Below are 26,387 nucleotides of genomic sequence, written 5' to 3'. Positions count from 1 at the left end.
TGTGTCAAGGGTTTAAAATTATAAACATGAAGCTTTCTAACGAAGCAAAGGTAGGCTTGTTGGTAGTTATAGTGGCTATGTCCCTCGCTTTCGTGATTCTAATCTTTGGAGAGATACCTTTCTTTAAACCTGCCACAAAAACTTACAGGGTGTACTTTGATGATGTGGCAGGACTATCTAAAGGTAGCGAAGTTAGGGTGGCCGGTATAAAGAGTGGTACGGTAAAAAGTGTGAGACTTAAAGATGGAAAAGTGGAGGTGGTGTTGGAAGTATACAGAGATGTTACCCTTTACAGGAACGCCACCGCTTACATAGGTACTCTTGGACTTATGGGAGATAAGTACCTTTCTGTGGATCCTGGAACGCCCGAGGCAGGAGTTCTGGAAGAGGGTGGGGTGATAAGATACACACAAGGCTACGCGGATACCGACAGACTAATAAGAGAGATGACAGCAGCAGCAGAAGCCATGAAACTTATGGCGCAGAACTTCCAGACAATCTTAGCCGAAAACAGAGAGGATATAAGGGCTCTTGTGCAGAATATGGAGATGTTGACACGCCATTTAGATCAGATGGTGGTGGAAAACAGGGAAAACGTGCGTGCTTCTCTTACTGGTATCAGACTGCTGGTAGAACACCTCAACAGAACTCTACCTCAAACCTTGGCTTCGGTGCAGAGATTGGCAGACACGTTGGAAGCTATGGCTTCAGAAAACAGAGAAGATATAAAGGTGGCGGTACGCAACTTGAGGGAGCTCTCGGAAGATCTACGTAGCAGCCTTCCCACCTTGGTGGCTCAGCTCAATCAGTTATCTGCCAACCTTAACACTGTTGTTACAGAAAACAGACAGGACCTTAGAACTATCTCGGAGAACCTGGCGGAGTCCTCCAAGAAGTTGAATCTTATACTCACCACGTTGGAAAGAGGTGAGGGGACTCTCGGTAAGCTGATAAAGGACGAAGAACTCTACAGAAATATAGCTTCTGCCACCAAGACCTTTGCAAAAGCTGGGGAGATAGCGGAGAGGAGCAACCTGCAGGTGGGTTTCAGAGGAGAGCTTTACCGAGGTGGAGATACAAAGGGAATAGCTACGGTGAAGCTTCAACCGGATGAAGAAAAATATTATCTTTTGGAGATAGTGGGGAACTCAAGAGGAAGAGTTTACTACGAAGAGATACTTCCCGACAGGGTGGTGGTAAAGAAGGAGTTTAAACCCCAGTTCACAATACAGTACGCCAGGATATTCCCCATAGGTGACAAGAAGTTGGTGTTGAGGGGAGGTCTCAAGGAATCCACGGGTGGTGTAGGTGTGGATGTGATTTGGAACTCACGCCTTATGTTCTTCTCAGATCTTTGGAATGCCGGTAGAAAGGACAGACCCATGGACAAGAACCTGAAACCCTCCTTGCAGGTGGGTGCCGAGTACAGAATTTCAGGTCCTCTTTACGTGCGTGTAGGTGGTGATGATCTTCTTAACTCAAGACTGAGGGGTGCCTTTGTAGGAGCTGGTCTCCTCTTTACCGACAACGACCTTAAGTACCTCTTAGGTGCTTTACGACTACCTCTTCCCTAAATTAAATTTATAATCATGTTTGAAAAGCATATACGTAGTCTTCTTGAAGTGAATATGGGACTCAGAGAGGAAGAAAGCCTCCTTCTCCTGACAGATGACACTAAAGATTACCTTCCCGAACTCATGGAAGAGTTCGTTAAAGTAGGAAGTGAACTGTGCTCGGGTGTTAAGCATATTGTTTATCCTTCCACAGGAAGACACGGTAAAGAGCCTCCGGAAGAGGTGTGGAGAACCACCTTTGGTGACGAAGCGGTAGAAGCTTTAAAGAAGGCCGGTCTCATGGAAAAGATCCTCAACAAGGAAGAGTACTCGGAAGATGATGTGGCAACGATCCTTCTCTCTGTGGCAAAGGATGTACCTCAGGTGGTGGTGGCCTTTCCCTACTACTCCACCACTCACACCTTTTACAGGAAGATTCTAACCAAGTACCTGGGTGTTAGGTACGCTTCCATGCCCCTTTTCGAACCGGACATGTTTCTGGGTCCTATGCAGGTAAACTGGGAGGAGGTTAGAAAACTTACGGAGGATGTGGCCGATATACTGGACGAGGCTGAGTGGGTTCATGTGAGGGCGGAGGGTACCGATATAGAGTTTTCCCTTCAGGGAAGGAAGGCTCTCAGGGATACAGGCATCTTTCACAATCCAGGTGATTACGGAAACCTACCGGCAGGCGAAGCCTTTATAGCTCCAGTGGAAGACTCTGCCTTTGGCCGACTCACCATCACTTATGGACCCGACAGACCTCTTCAGAGGCCTCTCACCTTAGTGTTTAAAGATGGTGCCGTTGAGGAGATAGAAGGCTTTGAAGATTACAGGTACTATCTGGAGAGGGTTTTTCGGGAGCATGATAAGGCTCGTTTCATAGCGGAGTTCGGTGTGGGCACCAACCCGGGTGCCAAGCGTCCCGACAACGTACTGGAGGCCGAGAAGATATTGGGTACTATACACATAGCTATAGGAGACAACCACACCTTCGGTGGTGTCAACAGGGTGCCCTTTCACACCGATTACGTAGTATTTAAACCGGAAGTAACGGTAGGAGGTAAGGGATGGCAAAAGAGGCTTTTAGAGAAGGGCAGGTTAAGGACATAAAGCTGGATCAGTTAAAAAAACTTCATCTCTTTGAGGACCTGTCAGAAGAAGAACTGAAGGACACTTTACGCTACATGCAGGTACGTACCTTCCGCAGGAACGAATACCTTTTCTTCGAAGAGGAGGGAGAGCCAGGCATATACATTCTCCTGGAGGGGCTCATAAAACTCCTCAAGGAAACCCACGACGCTCGCATAGTTATAGTGAGACTGGTTTATCCCGGTGATGTCTTTGGATGGATAGAGTGGGGAAAGAGGGCACCAAAAAACACTTATACCGCCAAGGCTATGGTAGAGTCCACGACTCTTTACATATCCAACAGGGATTTTATAAACCTCGCCATAAAACATCCCGCCATAGCTGTCAAAATGACCTGTGAGGCTACCGCCAACCTCCTTCAAACTTACGAAACCCTAAAGAGTATCGCGGGAGGTAAGGTGGAGGAGAGGATAGCCAAGGTACTTCTGGAGATAGCAGACAGGATAGGTAAAAAGCTGGATGACGTGATAGTGATAGAAGCACCCCTTACCAGAAACGACATAGCGGAGATGACCGGCACCACTGTAGAGACAACAATAAGGGTGATGAGTAAGTGGAAGAGGATGGGCATAATAAACACCGACAGGGGATACATAGAGATCCTCAAAAGGAGGGAGTTGGAAAAGTTAGCGGTATGAGCCGGGCGGGATTTGAACCCGCGACCCACGGATTAAAAGTCCGTTGCTCTACCAGACTGAGCTACCGGCTCTATAGCTTAAATATTTTACCTTTCCTTTAGCTGATCGTCAAGAAGTTTCTCCTTTCCCTTACCCTTTATCACCCTCATACGCGCTCTTCCTATGGCGAGATCTCCTTCCTCCACATTCTTGTTTATAACAGATCCACCCGCCACGTAGCTATAGTCACCCAATTTGATGGGTGCTATGAGAAGAGAGTTGCTGCCGATAAAAGCACCTTTTCCTACATAGGTCTCATACTTCCTCTTTCCGTCATAGTTGGCAAACACCACACCTGCCCCTATGTTGGTGAGGTCTCCCACGAAGGCATCTCCTATGTAGGCAAGATGTTTAGCTTTTACCTCCTTCCCTATACTGGACTTTTTCACCTCCACAAAGTTACCTATGTGGGAGGCTTCACCTATCACACTGTTATCCCTCACGTGAGCAAAGGGTCCCACGATGGCACCTTTCTTGATATGGGAGTTTTTAATGACGGAGTAGGGTTCCACAACCACGTTCTCTTCCAAAATGGAGTTTTCTATGACGGAGCCCTTTCCCACCTTGCATCCCCTCTTTAAAACAGTGTTACCCTTGAGGGACACAAGAGCCTCTATCTCCACATCCCCCTCTAACTTCACATCAGGCTCTATATAAACGCTCTCCGGTTGATGAACGGTGTTTCCTTCCTTAGCCCACTTTTGGAGGATCCTAAGTCTTAGGACGTTTTCCACCACCGCCAGGTCCCACCTGTCGTTTACTCCCATTATCTCCGATGGGTCCTCTGCCATAAAACTCCTCACCACATATCCCTTCTGATACATGAGGTGAAAGACCTCAGTAAGGTAAAGCTCTCCCGTCATCCGGCTGGGTTTTATGTGAAAGATAACCTCCAAAAGGTGCGGACAGTAAAAGAGGTAAACACCTCCGTTTATCTCGTTCACTAACTTCTCCTCTGCGGAAGCATCTTTCTCCTCCACTACCTTTATAACGTTACCCTTTTCGTCCTTTATCACTCTTCCATAACCCGTAGGATCCGGTAGAAAGGAGGAAAGAAGGAGAGCGCTCAACCTAACACCTTCGTACTCTTTCACCAAATTGAGGTAACGCACCATGCTTTTCAGAGTGCTGGCCTTAACGGCGGGTGTGTCTCCGTTTATAACCAGAAGATAACCGTCGTAGTCTCTCCAGAAATCTAGGGCGGAGATAACCGCATCGGCGGTACCACCTTTAGGATTGCTCTGCATAAAGTAACGGTAATTATTTCCTAAGAGGTTCATCACCTCACGGGATACATCGCTTACCACGAGAGCTATCTCCTTTATACCTGCATCTTCCAAGGCGCTTACCGCATACCACACCATAGGTTTTCCCAAGATGGGATAAAGAACCTTAGGTTTTTCACTTTTAAACCTCGTGCCGAGACCTGCAGCCAGCACTAAACCCCTCATACTCACACCCCTACCAGAAATTTCTTCACCCTGTTGGCTATGGCCTCTCCAGTAAAACCGAACTCTCTCATCAGGACATCTCCGGGAGCGGATTTACCAAAACTGACCATACCTATCACCAGACCTTCCTCACCCACATACCTGTACCACAGGTGAGGGCTTCCGGCTTCCACCGCCACCCTCTTCTTCACCGAAGGAGGAAGAACCTCCTCCTTGTATGAGATAGGCTGTTCCTCAAAAACTTCAAAGCTGACCATGTTGATCACCCTAACCTTTATACCTTCCTTTTCCAACAGCTCCTTGGCTTCCAGGCATGGGTGAACTTCGGAACCGGATGCCATCAGCAGTATGTCCGGCTCACCTTCCGTATCGGCAAGGACGTAGGCGCCCCTTCTCACGCCTTCCACAGATGCATACTTGGTTCTGTCTATTATAGGTAGTTTCTGCCGGCTGAGAATTATGGCTGTAGGACCATCCTTCCTGTTAATGGCCATGTCCCACGCTACGGGAACTTCGTTGGCATCGGCAGGCCTTATAACCCAAAGGTTTGGTATGAGCCTTAAAGAGGAGAGGTGTTCCACAGGTTGATGTGTGGGACCATCTTCACCTAAACCTATAGAGTCGTGAGTAAAGACATATATCACCTGAAGCTTAGACAGGGCAGCCATCCTTATGGAAGGTCTCATGTAGTCGGAGAACACGAGAAACGTCCCACCGTAAGGCAGTATACCACCGTGGTAAGCCATACCGTTCATTACGGTGCCCATAGCGTGTTCTCTGACTCCGTAGTGTATGTTCCTTCCCGTAGGATTGTCCCGTGCCATATCACCCTTACCGTAGAGATAAGTGTTGTTGGACTCAGAGAGGTCTGCAGAGCCGCCCAGCATGGTGGGTATATACTCGGCCAGCACCTGCAGAGTTTTACCGCTGGCCTGTCTTGTGGCCATGCTTTCCGTAAAGACAGGGAGCTTTTCCAGATAAGAGGTATCCCAGTCCTTCCTGAAGGCTCTCTCTAGCTGTTGTGCTAACTGAGGATAATTCTCCCTATACTGGTTCCAGAGTTTTCTCCACTCCTCCTCTTGCTTTTCTCCCAGTCGGATTCGTTCCTCCCTGTAGTGCCAGACCTCCTCCGGTACGTAAAACTCCTCCTGTGGCCAGTTGAACCTCCTCTTGGTTTCCAGCACAGCCTCCCTTCCGAGGGGAGCTCCGTGAGCGGAAGCATCGTCCTGTTTGGGGCTTCCATAAGCTAAGTGGGTCCTTACAGATATGAAGGAAGGTTTGTCTTTCTGGGATAGAGCTCTCCTTATAGCCTGTTCCAGTTTTTCCAGATCGTAACCCTCTTCCACATGATCCACATACCAACCAAAAGCTTCGAACCTCTTCAGAACATTTTCGGACCAAGCAAGAGATGTGGGACCATCTATGGACACTCCGTTGTTGTCCCATATAACCACCAGTTTGTGCAGTCCAAGATGACCCGCCAACTGCCCTACTTCGCAAGAAACACCCTCCATCAAATCTCCGTCACTCACCACCGCAAAGGTGTAGTGGTCTATTATGGGGAAACCTTCTCTGTTGAAGAGGGAGGCAAGATAACGTTCCGCCAGAGCCATACCCACCGCATTACCTATACCCTGTCCCAGAGGTCCCGTGGTAGCCTCCACGCCGGGTGTCAGAAAACTCTCCGGGTGACCGGGAGTCTTACTGTTAAGCTGCCTGAAGCTTTTTAAGTCTTCCAGTGTAAGATCGTATCCCATCACAAAAAGGAGAGAGTAAAGCATGGCACTACCGTGCCCTGCAGAGAGAACGAACCTATCCCTGTTGATCCATTGAGGATTCTTAGGGTTAAACTTCATGAACCTATCGTATATAAGAAAGAGTATGTGACTTGCACCCAAAGGCATTCCCGGATGTCCTGACTTTGCCTTCTCCACCTGATCTACACTAAGAAATCGTATGGTGTTTATGATAATCTCATCCCTACTCATACGGAACTATTATAAGTTTTATAGAAAAACTTGCGGGCTAAAACCTCGTATATGTGATGCGGGGATACAGCCCGCCCCGAAAGGGTTGACAAAGAAGCGTTTGCCGAGTAAATTAGTAAACAGCTAAATACCCCGCCGCTCTGAGAGGGAGACCAAAGGCTTTAAGGTGGGGTATAGGTGAAGTAGAAGAGCTAAAAGTAGCTCCGCTAAACCGCTATATAGCGGTATAGGCAGGAGTAGGGGCGGTGTGAACCCGCCCGTGGTGGTAAGGGACACGTTAAGTGTCCAGACCCACCGCGAAGCTCCGCTTCTTTGATGCGGGGTAGTTCACTAGGATGAAGGTAAAGGAAGGGTTCCTCCTGAAAACAGATCTCAAACCGGCTGGTGATCAACCTAAGGCCATAAAACAGCTTCTGGAAAACTTGGAGAAGGGTGTAAAGGAACAAGTACTTCTGGGAGCTACCGGAACCGGTAAAACCTTCACTATAGCCAACGTGATAGCTCAGTATAACAAACCTACCCTTATAGTAGTCCACAACAAGATCCTTGCAGCACAGCTCTACAGGGAGTTAAAGGAGCTCTTTCCTGATAACGCCGTCGAGTACTTTATATCTTACTACGACTACTACCAACCTGAGGCCTACATACCTGAAAAAGATCTTTACATAGAGAAAGATGCCTCCATCAACGAGATTTTGGAAAGATACCGGCACTCCGCCACCGTGTCAGTTCTGGAAAGAAGGGACGTGATAGTGGTGGCTTCCGTTTCTTGCATATACGGTTTGGGATCACCTGACTCTTACTACTCTATGCGCATACCCATAGAGGTGGGGGACAGAATAAGTATCACTAAGCTCACCAGAAAATTGGTGGAGATAGGTTACCAGCGCAACGATTACTCCATAAAGAGAGCTGTGTTCTCTGTAAAAGGCAACGCTCTTGAGATCATACCCTCTGACGCGGAAGACAGGCTTGTACGCATAGAGTTCTGGGACGACGAAGTGGAAAGTATCAAGATCCTGGACGCCATCAACAGACACGTTATTGATAGTGTCAACAGAGTGGTACTGTTCCCTGCATCCCACTACGTAGCTCCACGGGACAGAATAGAGGAAGCCTTGAAGGAGATAGAAAAGGACCTACACGAGAGGGTAGAGTGGTTCAGGAAGAGAGGCAGGCATGTAGAGGCTCAACGCCTCTACCAGAGAACCATGCATGACATAGAGATGATAAGAGAACTCGGACATTGCAAAGGCATAGAGAACTACTCCCGTTACTTTGACGGAAGAAAACCTGGTGAACCTCCCTTCACCTTACTGGACTACTTCCCCAAGGACTTTCTCCTCATTATAGACGAGTCTCATGTTACCTTACCCCAAATAAGGGCTATGTACAACGGAGACAGGTCCAGAAAGGAAAAACTGGTGGAGTACGGATGGAGACTTCCCTCCGCTCTTGACAACAGACCTCTCACCTTTCAGGAGTTTTTGGAGAGGATAAACCAGGTGATATACGTTTCCGCAACACCAGGTGAGTGGGAGTTGGAAAGAAGTAAGGGCGCTGTGGTGGAACAGATAGTGAGGCCAACGGGTCTGTTGGATCCTGAAGTAGAAGTAAGAAGCACTCAGGGTCAACTGGAGGATCTGGTGAAGGAGATCCAGATACGGAAGAAGAGGGGAGAGAGAGCTCTTGTTCTGACTACCACCAAAAGACTGGCAGAAGAAGTGGCTGAGTACCTCAACGATAGAAAGATAAAGGCCAAGTACATGCATTCTGATCAGGATGCCATAGAGAGAGCCAAGATAATAAAGGAGCTGAGGGAAGGTAGCATAGACGCTATAGTGGGTGTAAACCTCTTGAGAGAAGGTTTAGACCTTCCGGAGGTTTCCTTAGTGGCCATACTGGAAGCCGATAAGGAGGGCTTTCTGAGAAGTTACACGTCCCTCATACAGACTATAGGGCGGGCTGCGAGAAACATAAACGGTAAGGCCATCCTCTATGCTGACAGAATAACACCATCCATGCAGAGAGCTATAGAGGAGACCAACAGACGTAGACGCATACAACAGCAGTATAACCAAGAGCACGGCATAACACCTAAAAGCATTACCAAACCTGTGAAAGAACTCCTTGCCATAGAGGAGTTGGACTACGTAAAACTTCCTACCCATCTACCTAAGGGTATTAAGACAGAGGAGGATATTCTGGAGAAGATAGCGAAGCTGGAAAAAGAGATGTGGGAATGTGCAAAAAGGTGGGAGTTTGAGAAAGCTGCCCAGCTTAGGGACGAGATAAAGAAACTGAGGGATCTATTAAATCTGGTATAATGAAATCAACATGGGACACAAGTTTGATATGAAATCTGGTATAATGAAATCAACATGGGACACAAGTTTGATATGAACAAACTCAAGAAGCTGGATGATCCAGAAAGGTTAAAGGTTTTTGACGCATCCACAAAGCTGAAAGAGTTTGGTCTGCGAGCCGGTATGGTGGTACTGGATGTAGGGACAGGAGCAGGCTTTTACATCCCTTACCTCTCTGAGGCGGTAGGAGAAAAAGGCAAAGTCTATGCTATAGACATAGCCGAGGAGGCTGTCAGATACGCTGCAGACAAGGTTAGAGATCTGGGACTAAAGAACGTGGAAGTTTTAAAGTCAGAGGAGAACAGTGTCCCTCTACCTGACAACTCGGTAGACTTTGTGTTTATGGCCTTTGTGTTCCACGAACTGGATGATCCGGTGAGGTTTCTTAAAGAACTCTGCCGCGTAGCCAAGCCCAACGCCTACCTTGCCCTCATAGACTGGAAGAAAGAGGAGAGAGACAAAGGTCCTCCCCCAGAGGAGGTTTATTCAGAGTGGGAGGTTGGCTTGCTTTTGGAAGAGGCAGGATTGAGGGTAGGTAGGGTTATAGAAGTCTCACCTTACGCTTTCGGTTTTTACGCTATGTTTCCCGAAGACTGCCACCTGCGATAGCTGGCACTATAGACAGGACATCACCGTCCTTTAGCTCCGTGTCCAATCCCTTCAGGAAGCGTATATCCTCATCGTTAAGATAAAGGTTCACGAATCTACGCAACTCCCCCTTTTCGTCCAAAAGTCTCTCCTTGATACCCGGATACAGCTCCTCCAGTTTCTCTATAGCCTCCTTTATACTGTTGGCAGAGACCTGTACCTCTCCTTGTCCGTTGGTTATCCTGCGAAGAGGTGTGGGTATCCTCACCGTCACCGCCATTCTCTTCCTCCAACAAAGGTTATGGCTATATTATAACACCCTACCTATGAAAAGTGTCGCCTTGACGAAACCTTTAAGACCGCATAAATTTTAGAACACCCACCACAAGACTCTCGGGAGGTAAAGCATGGGTTACATGGTAAGGAGTGTTATACTGCTAGGTCTTCTTACCGGTATATTCCTGGCTGTGGGTCATCTGATAGCGGGTAAAACTGGTATGTTGATAGCCTTACTGCTAGCTGGCGTTATGAACTTCATAGCTTATTGGTTCTCCGACAAAATAGTACTGGCCATGTACGGAGCGAGGGAGATAACTCCTGAGGAAGCGCCGTGGCTTCACAGGATAGTGGAGGATTTAGCTCAGAGAGCCGGAATTCCCAAGCCTAAGGTGTATTTGGTTCCTATGGAACAACCCAACGCCTTCGCCACAGGTAGGGGTCCGTCTTCTTCCGCTGTAGCTGTCACCTCAGGCATACTACAGCTTTTAGATGAAGAGGAGCTGAGGGGAGTCTTAGCTCACGAGATAGGTCATATTAAAAACAGGGACGTTCTTGTAGCCACTATGGCCGCCACTATAGCGGGAGCCATATCTTACCTAGTGAACATGCTCCAGTGGTCCCTCTTACTGGGTCATAGCAGGGAGAACGAGAATAACTCCGGTGCCTTAGGTATACTTCCCGCCATTCTGATGATAATAGTAACGCCCATAATAGCCACCATCATTCAGCTGGCCATATCGCGCTCCAGAGAGTATCTGGCTGACGAGACAGGTGCCAAGATATGCGGGTGTCCTCTTGCTCTTGCACGAGCCCTTGAAAAGATACACAACTACGTTTATAGCATACCTGCCGAGGTAAATCAAGGAACAGCACACCTCTTTATAGAAAATCCCCTTTCTGGACAAGGTATATGGGAACTCTTCTCCACACACCCCTCCACCGAGAAACGCATAGAGCGTCTCCATGAACTGGCCAGACGTATGGGTGTTTACTCTTGATGAGTACCCTCCTAGAAAGTAAGTTCGTAGGTACTCTTTTAGGTGGGGCCATAGGAGACGCTCTTGGTAAAGATGTGGAAGATCTAACAGAGGAGGAGGTGCGTGACCTTTACGGAGGTAGGATAGAGAACTACGTGGGACCAAATCCGGGGGAAACCTCCGATGAAACCACCATCAGCCTCCTCCTCCTGGAGAGTATACTCAGTAGGAAGAGAATAGATCCTTACGACTTCTTTCAGAGGCTTTACAGCTGGAGGCTACAGGAGGAAAAGCACAGATACCCCGATCCAGCTCTTCTCACAGCCATAGATCTTCTTTCCGCAGGGGTGAGTCTTACAGAGGCAGGCTTTTACTCATGCTCCGTAGAAGGTATCCTAAGATGTACCGTGGTGGGACTATACCATTTCAACTCGCCCTACGTGGCCGCAGAAGGTGGTAGGCTCGTATCTCTCATAACTCACAGAAGCAAGGAGATTTACGATACATCAGCTATGCTGTCCGCCTTTGTTTCTTACTTGGTGTCTCAGGACTCCTGTTCTCTTTCTTGGGAGGAGGCTTTATCTCTCCTTCATGAGATCAAAAGCTTTGCCCGTTATCCCCAGCACGCTAAGGTGATAGACAGGGTGGTAGATCTTCTTTCAGAAGGTGCTGATCTAGAAGATGCCATAAAGACTCTGGGTAATTCCACCCACGTGTTAGAGGCCTTTCCTCTCTCCCTTTTCATCTTCGTGAGGAGGATAGGGGAACCCTTGGAAGCACTGTACGATGCGGTAAACTGCTATGGACCCTTTGGAGGAGATACCGATGCGGTGGGGTATTTGGTGGGATCTTACTTGGGAGCTCTCCACGGTGACGAGATCTTCCCACGGCATCTTGTTGAAAACCTAAAAGATCTCAGCTATTATATTAATAGCGCACGTGCTCTTTACCAACTTACCCTTAATCAGCTGAATATATGAGGGTGTCCAAATGCCGCCTGCTGGGGATGTGGACACCCACAAAAGGCGGGATATAAATACCCCAGCCCCGAGCTGTGTAAAGCAGCTTGGGTTATCAGGTGAGGAGGATGCCTTACAAACTGCAGGAAGCCTTCCTTAACACTGCGAGAAAGAGGAGGATCAAACTCACTGTGTATCTAATAAATGGCGTGAGGTTACAGGGAAGAGTAAGGTCCTTCGACATATACACCATACTGCTGGAGGACGGAAGACAGCAGATCCTTGTGTACAAACACGCCATAAGCACTATAATCCCAGCGGAGCGTATGGAGATAGAGTTCGAAGAGGAAGGAGTACCGGGGCAGGCGTGAAACCCTGCCCTTTTAAAACATACCCGGTGGCTTTCCCTTTGAAAGAACAAGCCTTTCTACAGGTTCATTACCCTTAAGGTGTTTCTCCACTATCTCATCCACGTCCTCAGGTCTCACGTTGCCGTACCACACTCCCTCTGGGTATACCACCACAATAGGTCCAGCACCACAGGCGTTCAGACAACCTGTAGGTGTGACCATGGTGCTCATAAAGAGTTCGGGATCAAACTGTACCTTCTCCATAAGGCGCTGAAGAACATCCCTGCTGCCTCTGTCGGAACAGGATCCCATAGGATGTCCTGGGGGTCTCTGCTGTACACACACAAACACGTGTCTAAACTGCATCCTTCACACCTCCTTTTCTTTGTCTTTGTCTCATACAATTCTACCAAACAAAGCCGAAAGCTTCTATGATACAGGTCAAAGGCATTATAATACCTGTTATGTTAAAGGGGATAATGAAGCTGTTGGGAATATTCTCCAACAACCTCGGTATAGACTTGGGTACCGCCAACACCGTTGTGTATATGGAAGGTAAGGGCATAGTTCTTTACGAACCTTCCATAGTGTCTATAGACACTCGCACCGGAAAGGTGCTGGCGGTAGGGAAAGAAGCCAAGGAGATGCTGGGTAAGACGCCCGAACACATTCAGACCATAAGGCCTCTCAAGGACGGTGTCATCACCGATTTTGAGGCCACAAAGGTCATGCTGTCTTACTTTATAAGGAAGGCTTTGGGGAGTGGTATATTGAAACCAAAACCACGGGTGGTGATAGGTGTGCCTTCTGGCGTTACGCAAGTGGAGAAAAGGGCCGTTCTGGATGCTGCAAAAAGCGCAGGCGCTAGGGAGGTCTTCCTCATCGCGGAGCCTATGGCTGCAGCTCTGGGAGCTGGCCTTCCAGTAGAGGAACCGGTAGGTAACATGATAGTGGACATAGGGGGTGGAACTACCGAGATAGCTGTTATATCACTGGCGGGAATAGTGGTATCCACTTCCATAAGGATAGCGGGGGACGAGATGACAGAGGCGATAATACAGTACATAAAGAAGAGGTTTCACCTTCTGATAGGAGAGCAGACCGCTGAAAAAATTAAGGTTGAACTAGGAAGTGCCATAATGGAGGATGATGAGAGAGAGATGGAAATAAGGGGAAGGGATATGACGGGCCTTCCGAAGACTATACGTGTCACCAACAGGGATATTACAGAAGCTCTTGAGGATGTCATCAATGCCATAATAAACGCTATAAGAGGCACGTTGGAGAAAACGCCACCGGAGTTGGCTTCTGATATAGCGGACAGGGGTATAGTACTGGCGGGGGGTGGTTCTCTCCTCCGAAACATGGACGTGCGTGTAAAAAGGGAAACAGGTATAGATGCAAGATACTGTGAGGATCCCCTCACCGCGGTGGCCAGAGGTGTGGGTCTCGTGCTGGATAAACTGGATCTGATAAGGAAGGTTGCCATGGAATGAGGAGATATCTAGCTGTTTTTCTTTTTTTCTTTCATCGTTGGCCCTTTATCTTTTGGGAGCTTCCGTTGGTAGATACGTACACTACATTACCGACCCCCTTCTTGTACCTCTTCTCCAGCTTAAGGCTCGTGTGGAAAAAGGTGTAGAAGATATCTGGAACACTTACTTAAATCTCGTGGATGTGAAGAAGGAGAACCAAAAACTCAGAAAGGAGATAACGGAACTATACTTAGACAGAGCTGCTCTGCGTAGTTGTTTAAAAGATTACCACCAACTTGCCTCTTTACTAAAGATCAATAACGTAGATTACTCCCGTCATGGCTTAGTGTACGCACATGTAGTGGCATACGATCCTTCTGGTATGGACACCTTCTTGGTGCTTGACAAAGGGAAAGCCGATGGTCTAGAGGAAGGTTATATTGTAGCATACCAGGACCTACTGGTGGGCTTTCTGGACAAAGTTTATACCAGTAGTGCCCGTGTAAGAACCGTTTATTCGGGAGACTTTACCCTCAGTGCTACGGTAGGTGATACCAACTACCCTTACAAAGGTGGGTTTCCTATAGGAGAGTTACTACACGTGAGGCAGGAGGACAATCTACAGACAGGACAGGAGGTACTGCTCAGAGGAAGCGATGCCCAGACACCAGCCCTGAGAATAGGAGTGATAAACCAAGTAGGTCCACCTTCTGGACAGTTTTTTAGAAAAGTTTACGTGAAACCTTACGCCAGAATAAAATCCATAGACTACGTGGTAGTGATAAAGGTAAGACCATGAAGTTTTATTGGGTAGTTTTTCTTATCGCTTTCCTTCAGAGTTCTGTTATGGTACCCCTGATGGGTAGTTATCTTTACGTTCCGGATTTTGTGCTGGTTGTTCTGTATACCCATACAGTTTTTTTGGAAAGAGTAGAGTACAGGAAGGGCATCATGTCCGGTCTTTTTTTGGACATTCTTCAGGACTCCCTCGGTTGGCACATAGCAGGGAAGACCTTCTTCCTTATGATGATAGATGTAGTCAAGAGTAGGGTGTTCCTTTTGGACAGGTATACTTTTATACTAGTTTATCTTATGATGAGTCTCATGGAGCACTTCCTTCGCCTCTCTCTGTTCCGCATAAAGTATTACTATCCTCTCAGCTTATCCCGAATAGCTTTGCAGATAGGCCTGGAAATGTTATTCCTCCTTTACACTTATCGTTATATCTCCTACCGTGGTGAGACGTAGGACGTTCCTGTTTGCTATGCTGAGCATCATCCTGTACATAACCATACTGGGCCGTCTGTTGTACCTTCAGCTGATAAAGGGTACCTACTACAGGGAGCTCTCTCATAGAAACTACGTCAGATCAAGGATCGTATACGCCAGAAGAGGGGACATACTGGACAGAAATGGGGTAAAACTGGCTTACGATCTACCTCAGTACGTTATGTTTATTGACCCTCAGGTTCTGGATGAGAGAGACACACTACGGGAGCTGGTGAGGAACCTCAAAGAGATCTTCCAGCTTGATATAGAAGAAGAGAATCTCCTTAAGAGAAGAGGTGGTGCTCAACCTATTTACATTAAGAAACTGACCCCTGAGGAACTTAACTCCTTTTACAACAACAGCTTTAGACTACCGGGTGTTTTTGTCAACACTGTACCTCAGAGATATTACCCTTTCGGTGAGATGGCCGCCCACCTTCTGGGTTATGTGGGATACCCTTCCGAGGAGGAAATGAAACGTTATGCCGACAGAATAGGACCACAGAGCTTGGTGGGTAAAAGCGGGTTAGAGAGAAGTATGGAGAGTATCCTGCTGGGATACGTAGGGAGAGAGGATGTGATGGTGAACGCGGTAGGTAAGGTTCTAGGAAAAATAAGGGATGTGGAGCCTGTACCCGGCAACACCTTGGTTCTCACTATAGACAGCCGGATACAGGAGATAGCCTATAACACCTTCAAGGAATCTGGGCACAAAGCTGGAGCCGTATTAGTTCTCAACGCCAGAACGGGAGAGGTGTTGGCCCTCGTAAGCATGCCCTCTTACGATCCTAACCTCGTTTCGGAGAAGTGGGAGGATTATGCTAAGGATCCTCTTAAACCTATGTTTAACAGAGCTCTGATGGCTGCTTATCCTCCTGCCTCCGTTATCAAGGTGGCTTACGCCTGTGGCCTTTTGGAGGAGGGGCTCTCTCTCAGAGAGGGTGTTCTGTGTAAGGGGAAATTTCATCTTGGAGACAGGGACTTTTACTGCTGGAACAGGCACGGACACGGTTGGGAGAACGTGGTACGCGCCGTGAGAGATTCATGTGACGTATTCTTTTACCACCATGGTTACTACACTTTGGGACCTAACAAAATGGAGAGAATTCTGAGAGATTTCTCTCTAGGTGAAAGGGTTCCCTTTGAGCTCCCCAACGCTACGGGTTTTATTCCTTCTCCCCAGTGGAAGAAGAGAAAGATGGGTGAGCCGTGGTACGGAGGTGATACCATCAACATGTCCATAGGTCAAGGTTTTATGCGGGCTACTCTTCTACAACAGTGTCTTATGGTGATGGCTGTGGCCAACGATGGTGTCATTTACAAACCCACTCTCCTTAAAGAGGTGAGGGATGTAAACGGGAGAGTACTTTGGAGTAATAAGAGGACCGTCTACAAAGTGGTAAAGATGAGACCGGAAGTGTTTGCGGTGGTGAGAGAGGCTATGAGGGAAGTGGTAAGATCAGGTACCGCTGTATCAGCCAACTCATCTATAGCAGAGATAGCAGGTAAGACAGGCACAGCCCAGGTTTCTCCCTATACGAGAGGCCGAAAAAACGTTCCTTATCATCTGAGAGATCACGCTTGGTTTGTAGGTTTTGCTCCTTACAGAGACCCTCTCTTCATAGTGGGTGTTCTGGTGGAGCACGGTGCATCGGGAGGATCTGCTGCAGCCCCTATAGCTCGCCGTATCGTAGAAGGTATCTACATAGCGGGTATACACAAGGAGCTTCAGTAGGCTCTTGTGTACTCTATGGCCACGTCCTCCCCCAACTGCCACAGCCTTCTCTTTCGTAAAGGGATAGCATCCATCAGTTTTTCCGCACCGGGAGATCTCACTCTAATCCCGTTACCTATCAGGAGTGGTCCCAAAAACACCACTATCCTGTCCCAGAGACCCTCTTCTATGAAACCTTCCAGGGTTCTTGCCCCTCCTTCTACCATCAGATGCATGATCTCCTGTTGGTGCATCCATCTCATCAGCCACCGTAGATCTACCCTGCCCTTCACACACTCAGCCTTTACAACACTTACACCCATATCTTCCAGCTTTTTGACCTTATCCTCCTTTTGAGAGCATGTAACAAGGATAGTCTTTGCAGAAGTATCCACCATCAAGTTGGCCTGAAGAGGTGTTCTCAAGTAAGGGTCAAGAACTACACGTATGGGTTGTCTCTCCCACAGAAAGGCCCTCACCGTCAGCAGAGGGTCATCCTTTACGACAGTGTTTACCCCCACCAGTATAGCGGTGGCCTCCGCTCGCAGTCTGTGAGCAAACTCTCTGCTTTCTCTTGAAGTGATCCACTTACTATCTCCCGTTTTTGTAGCCAAAGAACCATCTATGCTCTGAGCCCACTTGAGGGTTATGTAAGGTCTGTTCTGAGTTATGTAAACAAAGAAGTCCTCGTTTAGTTGTCTTGCCTCTTCTTCAAGGACACCTACGTCCACCTGTATGCCTGCAGCCCTCAGTCTTTCTATACCTGACCCCATCACTTTCGGGTTAGGATCGAGGGTAGCCACCACCACCCGTTTCACGCCTGCTTCTATGATAGCGTTGGTACAGGGTGGAGTTCTACCGTAGTGGGAACAAGGTTCAAGGGTGACATAGAGAGTGGAGTCTTTTGCGTTCTGCCCGGCTTTACTGAGAGCAACCACCTCCGCATGAGGAGCTCCGGCTCTCTCGTGATAACCTTCTGAGATTATCTTACCATCTTTGACAACAACACAACCCACAGTAGGGTTAGGGTGTGTGAGTCCTTTCCTAAGCCGAGCCAGTTCCAAGGCCCGGCCCATAAAATAGATATCCCGATAGGATATCACACCGCAGCTTCCAGGATCTCTTTCATCAGTTTTTCTACTTCTTCTGCCACGGGCTTAAGTTCCGGTTCATTAAACACCTCCAGCATGGCGGTGGGAGCCATTGTACTGATAACCGTTTTTCCGTCCTTTTGGAACACGGAGATCCTACAGGGCATGGCTGTGGATATGTAGGGGTTCTTGGTAAGAACCTGACTGGCGTGACGAGGAGAACACACCTCCACTATCACACACTGGTAATCTATGGGAACACCCTTGTTGCTGAGAATCTGAGACACATGATGCACCGCCATAACACCAAAACCTAAGCTCTTGGCCTTCTCCTCCAACACTTTGACCACATCTTCCACGCTTTTGGTGGTTTCGTAATTTATCAGCATGGTCTACCTCCTTATAAGGGAGTTTAGAATATCAGGATATATTATAGTCATAAGACTGTCTAACGCGCTCCTGCGGGGCAGGTCCCCCCTGGAACCATCGGGTAGACTGTAAGTGGTCACGGCAGAAAAGGCCCTCTTCATATCTTTGGTTTCTAAAAGTAAAGTAAGCTTAAGAGTGTAGGCGTTCACCCTCTGAAAGGGAGAGTACCCTACTGGTATATCCTGAAACTCCAGCACGGACACTCTCATCGGTTGAGAGCCTTCACCACAGCTCAAACTTTCCCCACTTTCCAAAACAGCCCTCTCCACCGTCCTTAGAACTGTTTGGTACAGATAGGGATCTGGGTAAGTGGTTTCTGTCTTTATACAGAAGGCGGCGCCGAAGGCGCAGGATATGCCTGAGAGAAAACCTAAAAGTTTCATGTCTTACTGGCCTGAGCCTCTTGTTTTGCCTTCCATCTTAGGTAGGCCTCTATGAAGGGATCTATCTCACCGTCCATAACAGACTCCACATCTCCTATCTCCACTCCGGTGCGTAGATCTTTCACCAACTGGTAAGGTTGAAACACATAAGATCTTATCTGATGACCCCAACCTATCTCGGTCTTTTCCCCCTCAAGAGCCCTCTTTTTTTCTTCCAGTTCCTGAAGTTTCAGTTGATACAGTTTTGCTTTAAGGAGCTCCAGAGCCTTCATTCTGTTCTGGTACTGGGATCTTTCCTGCTGACATGTGACCACTATACCTGTGGGTTTGTGGCGGATCCTTACGGCCGTGTCCGTTTTGTTAACATACTGCCCTCCAGCACCGCTGGCCCTGAAGGTCTCCATCTCTATATCCTCTTCCCTTATCTCTATGTTTATGCTCTCGTCTATCTGAGGAACCACCGTCACAGATGCAAAGGATGTGTGTCTCCGTGCGTTGGCATCAAAGGGAGATATTCTCACCAGTCTGTGAACACCACTCTCTCCCTTCAGATACCCGTAAGCGTAAGGACCCTTGATGAGAAGGGTGGCACTCTTTATACCGGCCACATCATCAGGTGTTATGTCCACCACTTCCACTTCGTAGCCGTGTTTCTCAGCCCATCTCCTGTACATACGCAGCAACATCTGAGCCCAATCGCAGGCTTCCACACCACCGGCACCCGCCTGTATGGTGAGGTAGGCGTTCTTGGCATCCATCTCCCCTGACAGAAAGGCTCTTATCTCCATATCCTTTATCATCTGCTCCGCCTTCTCAAGTTCTTCCTTCAGGAGAGTTTGGGTCTCAAGATCTTCCTCCTCCGTGATATGCAGCAGTTCTCTTATATCCGACAGAACTTTCTCGGTAGCTTCCAGTTGCTGTATGTTTTCCTCAAGCCACTTACGTCTCTGTAGTATCTTCTTGGCTTTCTCCTGTTGGTTCCATATGTGGGAAGAGGCCATCAGATTGTCTAACTCCTTCAGCTCCTCCTTCATACTGTCCAGTTTTAGACTCTCCTTTACCTCCTCGAACCTCTCCGTAAGTTCCTCCAGCTTTGTTCTTATCTCGTTCAGCATAAAATTTAAATATACTTCTTTTTCCGGAGGGTGTCATGCGCAGAGTCCACGTAGCTATAGCAGGTTTGGGAAGGGTGGGAAGCCAGTTTCTGGAGGCTTTGCTGGCGGTACCTACCGAAAACGTCAAGGTGGTGGCTGTGGCAGAGAAAAGGGAGGATACCGAGAGTGTTAAAAGGGCCAAAGAGGCAGGTATAGCCTACTTCAAAGACGCTAGAGACATGCTGAGAGCTCTGGAAGATTACATAGACGTACTCTTTGATCTTACAGGGGATGCTGTAGTACATACGGAACTACAGGAGATACTGGCGTCTACAGGCAACACCAAGACAGTCCTAGTACCCGAGCCGGTGGCTTACCTAATATGGAGCATCATAACAGGTGGGAGGTTGGCCTATCCCAGGTGATGGTGAGAAGGATGAGGGAGGAGGATATACCGGATGTAGTGAGAATAAGTGAGGAGAACTTTTCCACCGAGGCGTGGGGAGAAGCTGCCTTTAGGAGGGAGCTGACCTCTCCTCACTCTCATCCCTTCGTAGCTGTGGTAAACCAGAAAGTGGTAGGTTACGTAGTGGTATGGATCCTCTACGACGAAGGCACTATAATGACGTTGGCTGTAGACAGATCCATGTGGGGGAAAGGAGTAGGAAAGGAGCTCATGAGGTTCTTGTTGAAGTTTCTCAGAGGTAAGGTGAAGAAGGTTCTCCTAGATGTAAGGAAGAGTAATGTCAGAGCGATAAGACTGTATCAGAGGTTTGGCTTTCGCATAGTGGGAGAAAGACCTGGGTACTATTCGGACGGTGAAAACGCTCTTCTGATGGAATATCTTTACACTGAGGAGGTAAGTCATGAAGGTCAAGCTCTGTCCTCATGACGCCCTTATAGTGGTAGATGTACAAAATGATTTTATGCCGTGGGGAGCTCTACCTGTACCAGAAGGTGACAAAGTGGTTGAACCTCTTAACCAGTACATAGATATCTTTCACAGGAAGGGTCTGCCGGTGTTCTTCACAAGAGACTGGCACCCACCGGATCATATATCTTTCAAAGGTCACGGCGGTATATGGCCACCTCACTGCGTACAGGACACAGAAGGTGCTATGTTTCACAAGGATCTTTTCATCCCTCCCGACAACAAATTCATCATTTCTAAAGGAACCAGTAGAGACTTCGATGCTTACTCCGGCTTTCAGGGAACCTTCCTGGACCAGCTTCTGAGGGAAAGGGGAGTAAAGCGCATCTTTGTGGGAGGAGTGGCCACCGATTACTGTGTGAAAAACACGGTGCTGGGTGGTCTCCATCTTGGATACCAGGTCTTCTTACTGCATGATGCTGTAAGAGGCTTAGAAGGATCTACAAGAGCCATAGAGGAGATGCAGGAGGCCGGTACCGTACTGGTGGAAAGAGGGGACTTGACAATTTGATAATGAAACACTAAATTTTCTTAATAGAAAACCTTATAAGGAGGTGATAGCCATGAGGAGAGGGTTGATGGTGTGGAACCCTTTTGCAGAGCTGGAGAGAATAAGGAGGGAGTTTGACAGACTTTTGGAGGAACTTATGCCTAAGGAAGAAGCTGTGGAACGCGTGTTTGCTCCGGCGGTGGAAGTTTATGAGACGGACAGTGAAGTGGTAGTAAAGGCAGAACTTCCGGGTGTAAAGAAGGAGGATGTTGACGTAACTCTAAAAGACAATCACCTCATCATAAAGGGTGAGAAAAAGGAAGAGAGAGAGGAAAAAACGGAGACAGTACATAGGGTAGAGAGGGTTTACGGACGTTTTGAAAGAGTGATAGCTCTTCCTGCAGAAGTGAAAACGGAAGGTGTGAAGGCTGAGTTCAAAGACGGCGTTCTAGAGATAAGACTTCCGAAGACACAGACTGCCAAAGAAACCAAGATCCAAATAGCGTAAAGTTACCTCTGGGGGACTCTAACCACAGAGGCCCCCAGACTTTTTAGTTTTTCTTCCAACTTTTCATACCCCCTGTCCAGATGGTAGATATCTCTCACCACAGTAGTGCCCTCAGCCACGAGCCCTGCTAACACAAGACAAGCAGAAGCTCTGAGGTCTGTGGAGTAAACCTCGGCTCCACTCAGTTTATCCACGCCCACCACGGTAGCTGTCCTACCTCTTACCTTTATGGAGGCTCCCATCCTCTGAAGTTCAGCTACGTGTTGGAACCTGTTTTCGAAAATGTTCTCTGTTATGTAAGACGTTCCGTCGGCTATGGAACACATGGCCATAAACTGCGCCTGCATGTCGGTGGGAAAACCCGGATACTCTGCAGTGGATATCTCCAGAGGTGCTATACGATCTTTCCTCATGGAAACGCGTACCTCGGTGGGGTTTATAACCTCTACGGTGGCTCCCGCTTCCTTAAGTTTTTCCATTATAGCTCCCAGATGATCTACCCTCACGTCCTTTAAAAGCACATCACCGAAAGTCATAACAGCTCCCACCATAAAGGTACCCGCTTCTATTCTGTCGGGGATAACGGTATGCTCAAAACCGGATAGTGAATCACTACCTTGAATTATAGCCGTTCTCCCATCTATCTCTATGCTGGCACCCATCTTACGTAGGACCTCCACAAGATCCATAACTTCGGGTTCAAGGGCTATGTTCCTCAGTACACTCCTCCTCTCACACTTACTGAGGAGCATCAGAGCGTTTTCTGTTCCCGTCACCGTTATGACCTCAAAGGTGTATTCCACAGGGTTTATTTTGTCTATCTCCATGTGTATATAACCGTGACGTATGCTTACGCGTGCCCCAGCCTTTTCAAAGAGTTTCAGGTGCTGATCTATAGCCCTCACACCTATAGAACAACCTCCGGGCATTCCCACCACAGCTCTTCCACACCTTGCCAAAAGTGGCCCCATCACCAATATGGAAGCCCTCATCCTTCTGACAAGATGGTCAGGGGTGATATGCTGAAGGGATCTGCTCGCACAAGCTGTCACGGTACCATTCTCATACTCTGCATCCGCTCCAAGTTGTGTGAGAAGCTCCAGTGTGGTTCTCACATCAAGGAGATCCGGTACACGCTTTATTACACACTTTTCTTCTGTGAGGAGTGTAGCCATAAGTATGGGTAGAGAAGCGTTTTTAGAACCTGATACATGCACAGTTCCCCTCAGTGTCTTCCCACCTTCTATGAGGAAAATGTCAGAAACGTATGATGTGATGTCTCTCATCCTTTTTTATTACTATCTTCACCACGTCCCATAGACGCGAGTAGTATATGATAACTCCATCATCTTCCTCCGTATGAACCGGCTCATCGGGGGAGTATATTACGGTGATACTACTCTCGTCTTCCAGCACAATGGGATAGCTCATATTCTCACCACCACGCAGGTGAGAGCCTCCTTTACTCCCTCCAAGGAATGGATCTTGTTGATAACGAGCCTACCTAGTTCGTCCTGGTTCTTCACCTCAGCGAAGACTATTATGTCGTAAGGTCCAGTAACCACATCGGCGGTCCTAACTCCCTCAAAGGTGGACAAGGCTAGCATTATGGACGGTATCTCTCTTGGGTCTGCCTTTATCAGTATGTAGGCCTTTATGGAATACTCAGACTCCAGTTCCATCAGTTCTGTTATGGACATAGGGTATCCTTCTGAACGAGTTTCCATAATCTAGCACCTCCTCCTGTAGCAGTATTTTAAACCATCTGTCAGCAGAAGAAGGATCCTTTCTTATCTCTTCCAAGACGGTGTGTAGAAGTTTGCGTACTTTAGGCTCCCTCTCCGCCACATCCCGCCATGTCTCTAAAAGCTTTACGATTTTATCCTCCAGTTTTAGAAGGTCCAGCCATTTCATGAATTTACGAACCTCATCCCATACTATTATCTCACCCTTTTCCTTCTCCTTCAGTCTGTCCCTCAGATTACTTTCCGCCACTGTCCTAAGATCATCTATATCGTATAAAAAAACTTCATCCAACTGGTTCACTTCAGGATCCACGTTTCTGGGCACCGATATATCTATGATGAACATAGGTCTGTACTCCCTCCGCTTTATGGCGTTCTTTATCGTGTCCTTCCTTATCACATAGTCTTTAGAACCTGTGGAAACAAGGACTATATCAAAGGTATGAAGATGCTCACCTAACTCTTCAAACCTTATAACATTACCATCCAAGCTCTTGGCCACGTCAACAGCCTTCTCATAGGTTCTGTTGGAGATAAAGATACTGGCTCCCATTTTTCTGAAGTATCGTGCAGCCAGCTGCGCCATCTCCCCAGCACCCACCAGTAGTACACGTGCCTTCCTGAGATCCCCAAATATCCTTCTCGCAAGATCAACAGCTACGTAACTGACAGACACAGCGTTTCTGGCGATAGCCGTCTCGGTCCTCACCCTCTTAGCGGTCTTTAGAGCATGTTGATACAACCTGTTCAAGATCTTACCTACGGTAGATGCCTGCCTTGCCAAGAGATAGGCATCCTTAAACTGGCGAACTATCTGAGGCTCACCCACCACCATAGAGTCTAAGCTAGAAGCCACCATAAAAATGTGGGCCACTGCTCTCTCTTTCTCTAAGAAGAAGGATATGTTCTTCCCTACATCTGCACCCTTTATATCTGTGTAAACTTCCACAGCTCTCTTAGCATCCTGGGCCGAACCCACCATATAGAGCTCCACCCTGTTACAGGTACTCAGTATCATGAGTTCCTTAAGACCACTGGCAGATGCCAACAGCTTGAGGATATGGGGTGTTTCTTCCTGACCACAGGCCAACTTTTCTCTAAGTTCTACGGGAGCTGTTTTGAAGTTTATCCCCCAAACCAAAATGTCCATCAGAACAAATAATATAACTCTTTTTAGAGGTTCAAAAGTCTTCGTGAGTTAAATTTTTATGATAGAATATCCTTATGGGGTGATAAACATGGAACATATCAGTGAGGAGAGATTGGAGGAGTTGGCTGAGTTTCTCAAAGCCCTCGCTCATCCCATAAGACTGAAGATCCTGGCCGTACTTCTCGAGGGCAGACAGTGTGTCAAGAATCTCAGCGACCTCCTTCAAACGTCCCAACCTAATGTATCCCAACACTTGGGTGTGCTCCGTAACAAAGGTATAGTGGGGTGCAGGAGGGAAGGCTCCATAATGTGTTACTTCATTAAGGACGAGCGCGCTGTACAGGTTTACAGAATACTAACGGGGACAGCATCCGTTGCAGGTAAAGAAAGTTAAGCTCGTAGGGGTGTCCAAATGGCGCCTGCCGGGTATCTGGACACCCATTGAAGGGCGCGTTACAAATAGCCCGGCACCCGAACATGGATGGTTCGGGTAACAGGGTGAGATTATGGCAGGGCATGTGATAACGCTTACTGAGAGCAACTGGCACTCTGAGGTTATTAACTCGTCCATACCCGTTGTAGTGGACTTTTGGGCACCTTGGTGCGGACCGTGTAGGATAATAGCACCCATAATAGAGGAACTGGCGGCTGAGCTGGAAGGGAAAGTCAAATTTGGTAAGCTTAACACCGATGAGAATCCCAACATCGCCATGCAGTACGGCATAAGAGCCATACCTACTATTATGCTCTTCAAGAACGGTGAGGTGGTGGACACCCGTATAGGCGTCCAGCCTAAGGAAGCTCTGAAACAGATGATACTCAGTCATCTGTGATGGGGGTAAGTGAGGACATCCTCTACGACTGCGTGATAGTAGGTGGTGGGCCTGCCGGTCTGACGGCAGGTCTTTACTGTGCTAGAGCCAAACTGAACACTGTCCTTTTAGAGAAGGGAACTTTGGGTGGACAAATAGCCATAACGGATCTTGTGGAGAACTACCCTGGTTTCCCCGATGGCATAAGTGGTAAGGAACTGATCCAGCGCTTTAAGTCACAAGCGGAGAGATTCGGACTTCAGATAGTGCGTAAAGAGGTTACCGGTCTGTCCAAGAATGGAAAGGAGATCCATCTTCACCTAAGAACAGGTGAGGTGGTGAGGAGTAAGGCGGTTATAGTGGCTTCAGGGGCAAGCCCGAGGCGTTTGGGAGTCCCTGGCGAGGAGGAGTTTATAAACAGAGGTGTCTCTTACTGCGCTACCTGTGATGGACCTCTCTTTGAGGGTGTTCCCATAGCGGTGGTAGGAGGGGGAGACTCCGCCTGTCAGGAAGGGCTTTTTCTCACCAGATTCGGCAGTGTAGTTTATCTGATTCACAGGAGGGATCAACTCAGAGCTCAGAAGCATCTGCAGGAGAAGATACTTTCCCACCCCAAGGTAAAGTTCCTTCCCAACAAAGTGGTAGTGGAGATAAAAGGATCGGAAGCTGTGGAGAAGATAATCCTTCAGGATACAAAAACGGGTGAGTTGTCAGAACTTCCCGTAGAAGGCGTTTTCATATTTATAGGACTTGAACCTAATACGGGATTCTTGAGGGGTGTGGTGGATCTTGATGAGAGGGGGTACGTTATAACAGACAGTAAGCTGAGAACCAGTATGGAGGGAGTTTTTGCTGCGGGAGACTGCAGGAGCGGATCTACAGGACAGGTGGCTGTGGCTGTAGGTGAAGGATGTTTGGCAGCTCTTGAAGTAGAAAAGTATCTAGAGGGCTAAATT

General features: G+C 47.9%; 31 protein-coding genes and 1 tRNA gene. 19 read left to right on the top strand and 13 right to left on the bottom strand.

The features are described from left to right. The first annotated feature begins 26 nt into the window (after nt 1-26). Genes THAL_RS07045 through THAL_RS07035 form a run of 3 tightly spaced genes read left to right on the top strand, consistent with a single transcriptional unit; the run spans nt 27 to nt 3,343 of the window. Entirely contained in the window at nt 27-1,574 is a 1,548-nt protein-coding gene (locus tag THAL_RS07045) for an MlaD family protein (protein ID WP_012992423.1), read from the top strand. Nucleotides 1,575-1,589: 15 nt separating this feature from the next. After that, nucleotides 1,590-2,666: an aminopeptidase gene (locus tag THAL_RS07040; RefSeq protein ID WP_012992422.1), complete on the top strand. Its 1,077-nt coding sequence runs from the start codon at nt 1,590-1,592 to the stop codon at nt 2,664-2,666. Continuing rightward, nucleotides 2,624-3,343: a Crp/Fnr family transcriptional regulator gene (locus THAL_RS07035; protein WP_012992421.1), complete on the top strand. Its 720-nt coding sequence runs from the start codon at nt 2,624-2,626 to the stop codon at nt 3,341-3,343. Before THAL_RS07040 ends, THAL_RS07035 begins: the two co-directional genes overlap by 43 nt. On the opposite strand, the gene THAL_RS07030 is transcribed toward THAL_RS07035, so the two are convergent. From THAL_RS07030 to tkt, 3 genes are all read right to left on the bottom strand, one after another. Beyond that, nucleotides 3,341-3,414 (bottom strand) — tRNA-Lys (locus tag THAL_RS07030). The two genes, THAL_RS07035 and THAL_RS07030, sit on opposite strands and share 3 nt — an antisense overlap. A gap of 15 nt (nt 3,415-3,429) precedes the next feature. Continuing rightward, the gene (gene glmU, locus THAL_RS07025; protein ID WP_012992420.1) at nt 3,430-4,833 is read right to left on the bottom strand and encodes a bifunctional UDP-N-acetylglucosamine diphosphorylase/glucosamine-1-phosphate N-acetyltransferase GlmU; all 1,404 of its coding nucleotides are present in this window, start codon (nt 4,831-4,833) and stop codon (nt 3,430-3,432) included. Nucleotides 4,834-4,835: 2 nt separating this feature from the next. Next, nucleotides 4,836-6,821: a transketolase gene (gene tkt, locus THAL_RS07020; RefSeq protein ID WP_012992419.1), complete on the bottom strand. Its 1,986-nt coding sequence runs from the start codon at nt 6,819-6,821 to the stop codon at nt 4,836-4,838. Between the two features lie 335 nt (nt 6,822-7,156). On the opposite strand from tkt, the gene uvrB reads away from it, so the two are divergent. Then, nucleotides 7,157-9,148: an excinuclease ABC subunit UvrB gene (uvrB, locus tag THAL_RS07015; RefSeq protein ID WP_012992418.1), complete on the top strand. Its 1,992-nt coding sequence runs from the start codon at nt 7,157-7,159 to the stop codon at nt 9,146-9,148. 54 nt (nt 9,149-9,202) lie between these two features. Then, on the top strand, nt 9,203-9,796 hold the full coding sequence (locus THAL_RS07010; protein ID WP_012992417.1) for a class I SAM-dependent methyltransferase: 594 nt from the start codon (nt 9,203-9,205) through the stop codon (nt 9,794-9,796). Here THAL_RS07010 and THAL_RS07005 read toward each other — a convergent pair. Continuing rightward, nucleotides 9,765-10,055, bottom strand: a complete 291-nt coding sequence (locus THAL_RS07005) for a ubiquitin-like small modifier protein 1 (RefSeq protein WP_012992416.1) — start codon at nt 10,053-10,055, stop codon at nt 9,765-9,767. The two genes, THAL_RS07010 and THAL_RS07005, sit on opposite strands and share 32 nt — an antisense overlap. Before the next feature lie 127 nt (nt 10,056-10,182). Between THAL_RS07005 and THAL_RS07000 the strand changes: the two genes are divergently transcribed. The 3 genes from THAL_RS07000 to hfq all read left to right on the top strand — a co-directional run bounded on the left by THAL_RS07000 (nt 10,183) and on the right by hfq (nt 12,361). Next, nucleotides 10,183-11,052, top strand: a complete 870-nt coding sequence (locus THAL_RS07000) for a zinc metalloprotease HtpX (RefSeq protein WP_012992415.1) — start codon at nt 10,183-10,185, stop codon at nt 11,050-11,052. Further along, entirely contained in the window at nt 11,052-12,011 is a 960-nt protein-coding gene (locus THAL_RS06995) for an ADP-ribosylglycohydrolase family protein (protein ID WP_012992414.1), read from the top strand. Before THAL_RS07000 ends, THAL_RS06995 begins: the two co-directional genes overlap by 1 nt. 107 nt (nt 12,012-12,118) lie before the next feature. Beyond that, nucleotides 12,119-12,361, top strand: a complete 243-nt coding sequence (gene hfq / locus THAL_RS06990; protein WP_012992413.1) for an RNA chaperone Hfq — start codon at nt 12,119-12,121, stop codon at nt 12,359-12,361. 12 nt (nt 12,362-12,373) lie between these two features. On the opposite strand, the gene THAL_RS06985 is transcribed toward hfq, so the two are convergent. Further along, the gene (locus tag THAL_RS06985) at nt 12,374-12,706 is read right to left on the bottom strand and encodes a (2Fe-2S) ferredoxin domain-containing protein (RefSeq protein WP_012992412.1); all 333 of its coding nucleotides are present in this window, start codon (nt 12,704-12,706) and stop codon (nt 12,374-12,376) included. Between the two features lie 98 nt (nt 12,707-12,804). Between THAL_RS06985 and mreB the strand changes: the two genes are divergently transcribed. Genes mreB through mrdA form a run of 4 tightly spaced genes read left to right on the top strand, consistent with a single transcriptional unit; the run spans nt 12,805 to nt 16,819 of the window. Further along, nucleotides 12,805-13,836 (top strand): rod shape-determining protein, encoded by a 1,032-nt coding sequence (gene mreB, locus THAL_RS06980; protein WP_012992411.1) that lies wholly within the window; start codon nt 12,805-12,807, stop codon nt 13,834-13,836. Continuing rightward, nucleotides 13,823-14,614 carry a rod shape-determining protein MreC gene (gene mreC, locus THAL_RS06975; RefSeq protein WP_041434123.1) on the top strand — a complete coding sequence of 264 codons (792 nt, stop codon included), beginning with the start codon at nt 13,823-13,825 and terminating at the stop codon, nt 14,612-14,614. The genes mreB and mreC overlap by 14 nt, the downstream gene beginning before the upstream one ends. Continuing rightward, nucleotides 14,611-15,063: a hypothetical protein gene (locus THAL_RS06970; RefSeq protein WP_012992409.1), complete on the top strand. Its 453-nt coding sequence runs from the start codon at nt 14,611-14,613 to the stop codon at nt 15,061-15,063. Before mreC ends, THAL_RS06970 begins: the two co-directional genes overlap by 4 nt. Next, nucleotides 15,053-16,819 carry a penicillin-binding protein 2 gene (gene mrdA / locus THAL_RS06965; protein ID WP_148209106.1) on the top strand — a complete coding sequence of 589 codons (1,767 nt, stop codon included), beginning with the start codon at nt 15,053-15,055 and terminating at the stop codon, nt 16,817-16,819. The genes THAL_RS06970 and mrdA overlap by 11 nt, the downstream gene beginning before the upstream one ends. Here mrdA and ribD read toward each other — a convergent pair. From ribD to prfB, 4 genes are read right to left on the bottom strand one after another with little or no spacing between them, the layout of a single operon-like run. Next, nucleotides 16,813-17,874, bottom strand: a complete 1,062-nt coding sequence (gene ribD, locus THAL_RS06960) for a bifunctional diaminohydroxyphosphoribosylaminopyrimidine deaminase/5-amino-6-(5-phosphoribosylamino)uracil reductase RibD (RefSeq protein WP_012992407.1) — start codon at nt 17,872-17,874, stop codon at nt 16,813-16,815. The two genes, mrdA and ribD, sit on opposite strands and share 7 nt — an antisense overlap. 23 nt (nt 17,875-17,897) lie before the next feature. Beyond that, complete coding sequence (locus tag THAL_RS06955) at nt 17,898-18,278, bottom strand: DUF302 domain-containing protein (RefSeq protein WP_012992406.1); 381 nt, start codon at nt 18,276-18,278, stop codon at nt 17,898-17,900. Between the two features lie 3 nt (nt 18,279-18,281). After that, nucleotides 18,282-18,701 (bottom strand): hypothetical protein, encoded by a 420-nt coding sequence (locus THAL_RS06950; RefSeq protein WP_012992405.1) that lies wholly within the window; start codon nt 18,699-18,701, stop codon nt 18,282-18,284. Further along, nucleotides 18,698-19,816: a peptide chain release factor 2 gene (gene prfB / locus THAL_RS06945; protein WP_012992404.1), complete on the bottom strand. Its 1,119-nt coding sequence runs from the start codon at nt 19,814-19,816 to the stop codon at nt 18,698-18,700. Before prfB ends, THAL_RS06950 begins: the two co-directional genes overlap by 4 nt. Nucleotides 19,817-19,851: 35 nt before the next feature. Between prfB and THAL_RS06940 the strand changes: the two genes are divergently transcribed. From THAL_RS06940 to THAL_RS06925, 4 genes are read left to right on the top strand one after another with little or no spacing between them, the layout of a single operon-like run. Further along, the gene (locus THAL_RS06940) at nt 19,852-20,220 is read left to right on the top strand and encodes a Gfo/Idh/MocA family oxidoreductase (RefSeq protein WP_012992403.1); all 369 of its coding nucleotides are present in this window, start codon (nt 19,852-19,854) and stop codon (nt 20,218-20,220) included. Then, entirely contained in the window at nt 20,220-20,687 is a 468-nt protein-coding gene (gene rimI / locus THAL_RS06935; protein ID WP_012992402.1) for a ribosomal protein S18-alanine N-acetyltransferase, read from the top strand. Before THAL_RS06940 ends, rimI begins: the two co-directional genes overlap by 1 nt. Further along, entirely contained in the window at nt 20,662-21,237 is a 576-nt protein-coding gene (locus THAL_RS06930; RefSeq protein WP_012992401.1) for a nicotinamidase, read from the top strand. Before rimI ends, THAL_RS06930 begins: the two co-directional genes overlap by 26 nt. A gap of 52 nt (nt 21,238-21,289) precedes the next feature. After that, nucleotides 21,290-21,724 (top strand): Hsp20/alpha crystallin family protein, encoded by a 435-nt coding sequence (locus THAL_RS06925; protein ID WP_012992400.1) that lies wholly within the window; start codon nt 21,290-21,292, stop codon nt 21,722-21,724. Nucleotides 21,725-21,726: 2 nt separating this feature from the next. Here THAL_RS06925 and murA read toward each other — a convergent pair whose 3' ends face one another. Genes murA through hemA form a run of 4 tightly spaced genes read right to left on the bottom strand, consistent with a single transcriptional unit; the run spans nt 21,727 to nt 24,619 of the window. Continuing rightward, complete coding sequence (gene murA, locus THAL_RS06920) at nt 21,727-23,010, bottom strand: UDP-N-acetylglucosamine 1-carboxyvinyltransferase (protein ID WP_012992399.1); 1,284 nt, start codon at nt 23,008-23,010, stop codon at nt 21,727-21,729. Beyond that, nucleotides 22,982-23,155, bottom strand: coding sequence for a hypothetical protein (locus tag THAL_RS08420; RefSeq protein ID WP_012992398.1), 174 nt, complete (start codon nt 23,153-23,155; stop codon nt 22,982-22,984). Before THAL_RS08420 ends, murA begins: the two co-directional genes overlap by 29 nt. Beyond that, nucleotides 23,152-23,424, bottom strand: a complete 273-nt coding sequence (locus THAL_RS06915) for an Lrp/AsnC family transcriptional regulator (RefSeq protein ID WP_174248491.1) — start codon at nt 23,422-23,424, stop codon at nt 23,152-23,154. The genes THAL_RS08420 and THAL_RS06915 overlap by 4 nt, the downstream gene beginning before the upstream one ends. Then, on the bottom strand, nt 23,390-24,619 hold the full coding sequence (gene hemA, locus THAL_RS06910) for a glutamyl-tRNA reductase (RefSeq protein ID WP_012992396.1): 1,230 nt from the start codon (nt 24,617-24,619) through the stop codon (nt 23,390-23,392). Before hemA ends, THAL_RS06915 begins: the two co-directional genes overlap by 35 nt. 88 nt (nt 24,620-24,707) lie before the next feature. On the opposite strand from hemA, the gene THAL_RS06905 reads away from it, so the two are divergent. The 3 genes from THAL_RS06905 to trxB all read left to right on the top strand — a co-directional run bounded on the left by THAL_RS06905 (nt 24,708) and on the right by trxB (nt 26,384). Next, nucleotides 24,708-25,013, top strand: a complete 306-nt coding sequence (locus THAL_RS06905; protein ID WP_041434269.1) for an ArsR/SmtB family transcription factor — start codon at nt 24,708-24,710, stop codon at nt 25,011-25,013. Nucleotides 25,014-25,125: 112 nt separating this feature from the next. Further along, nucleotides 25,126-25,452 carry a thioredoxin gene (gene trxA / locus THAL_RS06900; protein WP_012992394.1) on the top strand — a complete coding sequence of 109 codons (327 nt, stop codon included), beginning with the start codon at nt 25,126-25,128 and terminating at the stop codon, nt 25,450-25,452. After that, nucleotides 25,452-26,384: a thioredoxin-disulfide reductase gene (gene trxB, locus THAL_RS06895; protein ID WP_012992393.1), complete on the top strand. Its 933-nt coding sequence runs from the start codon at nt 25,452-25,454 to the stop codon at nt 26,382-26,384. Before trxA ends, trxB begins: the two co-directional genes overlap by 1 nt. Nucleotides 26,385-26,387 lie beyond the last annotated feature (3 nt).

This window comes from Thermocrinis albus DSM 14484 (genome assembly GCF_000025605.1).
GTDB classification, from domain to species: domain Bacteria; phylum Aquificota; class Aquificia; order Aquificales; family Aquificaceae; genus Thermocrinis; species Thermocrinis albus.
The sequence above is the reverse complement of the archived record's forward strand: the minus strand, read 5'-3'. Positions and strand labels throughout refer to the sequence as shown.

Bases quoted from the DNA above. Each gene is read 5' to 3' on its own strand.
- THAL_RS06925 (WP_012992400.1), top strand. From the start codon at position 21,290: ATGAGGAGAGGGTTGATGGTGTGGAACCCTTTTGCAGAGCTGGAGAGA.
- THAL_RS06930 (WP_012992401.1), top strand. From the start codon at position 20,662: ATGAAGGTCAAGCTCTGTCCTCATGACGCCCTTATAGTGGTAGATGTA.
- rimI (WP_012992402.1), top strand. From the start codon at position 20,220: ATGGTGAGAAGGATGAGGGAGGAGGATATACCGGATGTAGTGAGAATA.
- THAL_RS06955 (WP_012992406.1), bottom strand. From the start codon at position 18,278: ATGCTGATAAATTACGAAACCACCAAAAGCGTGGAAGATGTGGTCAAA.
- trxA (WP_012992394.1), top strand. From the start codon at position 25,126: ATGGCAGGGCATGTGATAACGCTTACTGAGAGCAACTGGCACTCTGAG.
- mreB (WP_012992411.1), top strand. From the start codon at position 12,805: ATGTTAAAGGGGATAATGAAGCTGTTGGGAATATTCTCCAACAACCTC.
- THAL_RS06970 (WP_012992409.1), top strand. From the start codon at position 14,611: ATGAAGTTTTATTGGGTAGTTTTTCTTATCGCTTTCCTTCAGAGTTCT.
- ribD (WP_012992407.1), bottom strand. From the start codon at position 17,874: ATGGGCCGGGCCTTGGAACTGGCTCGGCTTAGGAAAGGACTCACACAC.
- THAL_RS06940 (WP_012992403.1), top strand. From the start codon at position 19,852: ATGCGCAGAGTCCACGTAGCTATAGCAGGTTTGGGAAGGGTGGGAAGC.
- THAL_RS06915 (WP_174248491.1), bottom strand. From the start codon at position 23,424: ATGTCCATAACAGAACTGATGGAACTGGAGTCTGAGTATTCCATAAAG.
- hfq (WP_012992413.1), top strand. From the start codon at position 12,119: ATGCCTTACAAACTGCAGGAAGCCTTCCTTAACACTGCGAGAAAGAGG.
- glmU (WP_012992420.1), bottom strand. From the start codon at position 4,833: ATGAGGGGTTTAGTGCTGGCTGCAGGTCTCGGCACGAGGTTTAAAAGT.
- THAL_RS07000 (WP_012992415.1), top strand. From the start codon at position 10,183: ATGGGTTACATGGTAAGGAGTGTTATACTGCTAGGTCTTCTTACCGGT.
- trxB (WP_012992393.1), top strand. From the start codon at position 25,452: ATGGGGGTAAGTGAGGACATCCTCTACGACTGCGTGATAGTAGGTGGT.
- uvrB (WP_012992418.1), top strand. From the start codon at position 7,157: ATGAAGGTAAAGGAAGGGTTCCTCCTGAAAACAGATCTCAAACCGGCT.
- THAL_RS06985 (WP_012992412.1), bottom strand. From the start codon at position 12,706: ATGCAGTTTAGACACGTGTTTGTGTGTGTACAGCAGAGACCCCCAGGA.
- THAL_RS07035 (WP_012992421.1), top strand. From the start codon at position 2,624: ATGGCAAAAGAGGCTTTTAGAGAAGGGCAGGTTAAGGACATAAAGCTG.
- THAL_RS07005 (WP_012992416.1), bottom strand. From the start codon at position 10,055: ATGGCGGTGACGGTGAGGATACCCACACCTCTTCGCAGGATAACCAAC.
- prfB (WP_012992404.1), bottom strand. From the start codon at position 19,816: ATGCTGAACGAGATAAGAACAAAGCTGGAGGAACTTACGGAGAGGTTC.
- THAL_RS06950 (WP_012992405.1), bottom strand. From the start codon at position 18,701: ATGAAACTTTTAGGTTTTCTCTCAGGCATATCCTGCGCCTTCGGCGCC.
- THAL_RS06995 (WP_012992414.1), top strand. From the start codon at position 11,052: ATGAGTACCCTCCTAGAAAGTAAGTTCGTAGGTACTCTTTTAGGTGGG.
- THAL_RS06905 (WP_041434269.1), top strand. From the start codon at position 24,708: ATGGAACATATCAGTGAGGAGAGATTGGAGGAGTTGGCTGAGTTTCTC.
- murA (WP_012992399.1), bottom strand. From the start codon at position 23,010: ATGAGAGACATCACATCATACGTTTCTGACATTTTCCTCATAGAAGGT.
- THAL_RS07040 (WP_012992422.1), top strand. From the start codon at position 1,590: ATGTTTGAAAAGCATATACGTAGTCTTCTTGAAGTGAATATGGGACTC.
- THAL_RS08420 (WP_012992398.1), bottom strand. From the start codon at position 23,155: ATGAGCTATCCCATTGTGCTGGAAGACGAGAGTAGTATCACCGTAATA.
- THAL_RS07045 (WP_012992423.1), top strand. From the start codon at position 27: ATGAAGCTTTCTAACGAAGCAAAGGTAGGCTTGTTGGTAGTTATAGTG.
- THAL_RS07010 (WP_012992417.1), top strand. From the start codon at position 9,203: ATGGGACACAAGTTTGATATGAACAAACTCAAGAAGCTGGATGATCCA.
- tkt (WP_012992419.1), bottom strand. From the start codon at position 6,821: ATGAGTAGGGATGAGATTATCATAAACACCATACGATTTCTTAGTGTA.
- hemA (WP_012992396.1), bottom strand. From the start codon at position 24,619: ATGGACATTTTGGTTTGGGGGATAAACTTCAAAACAGCTCCCGTAGAA.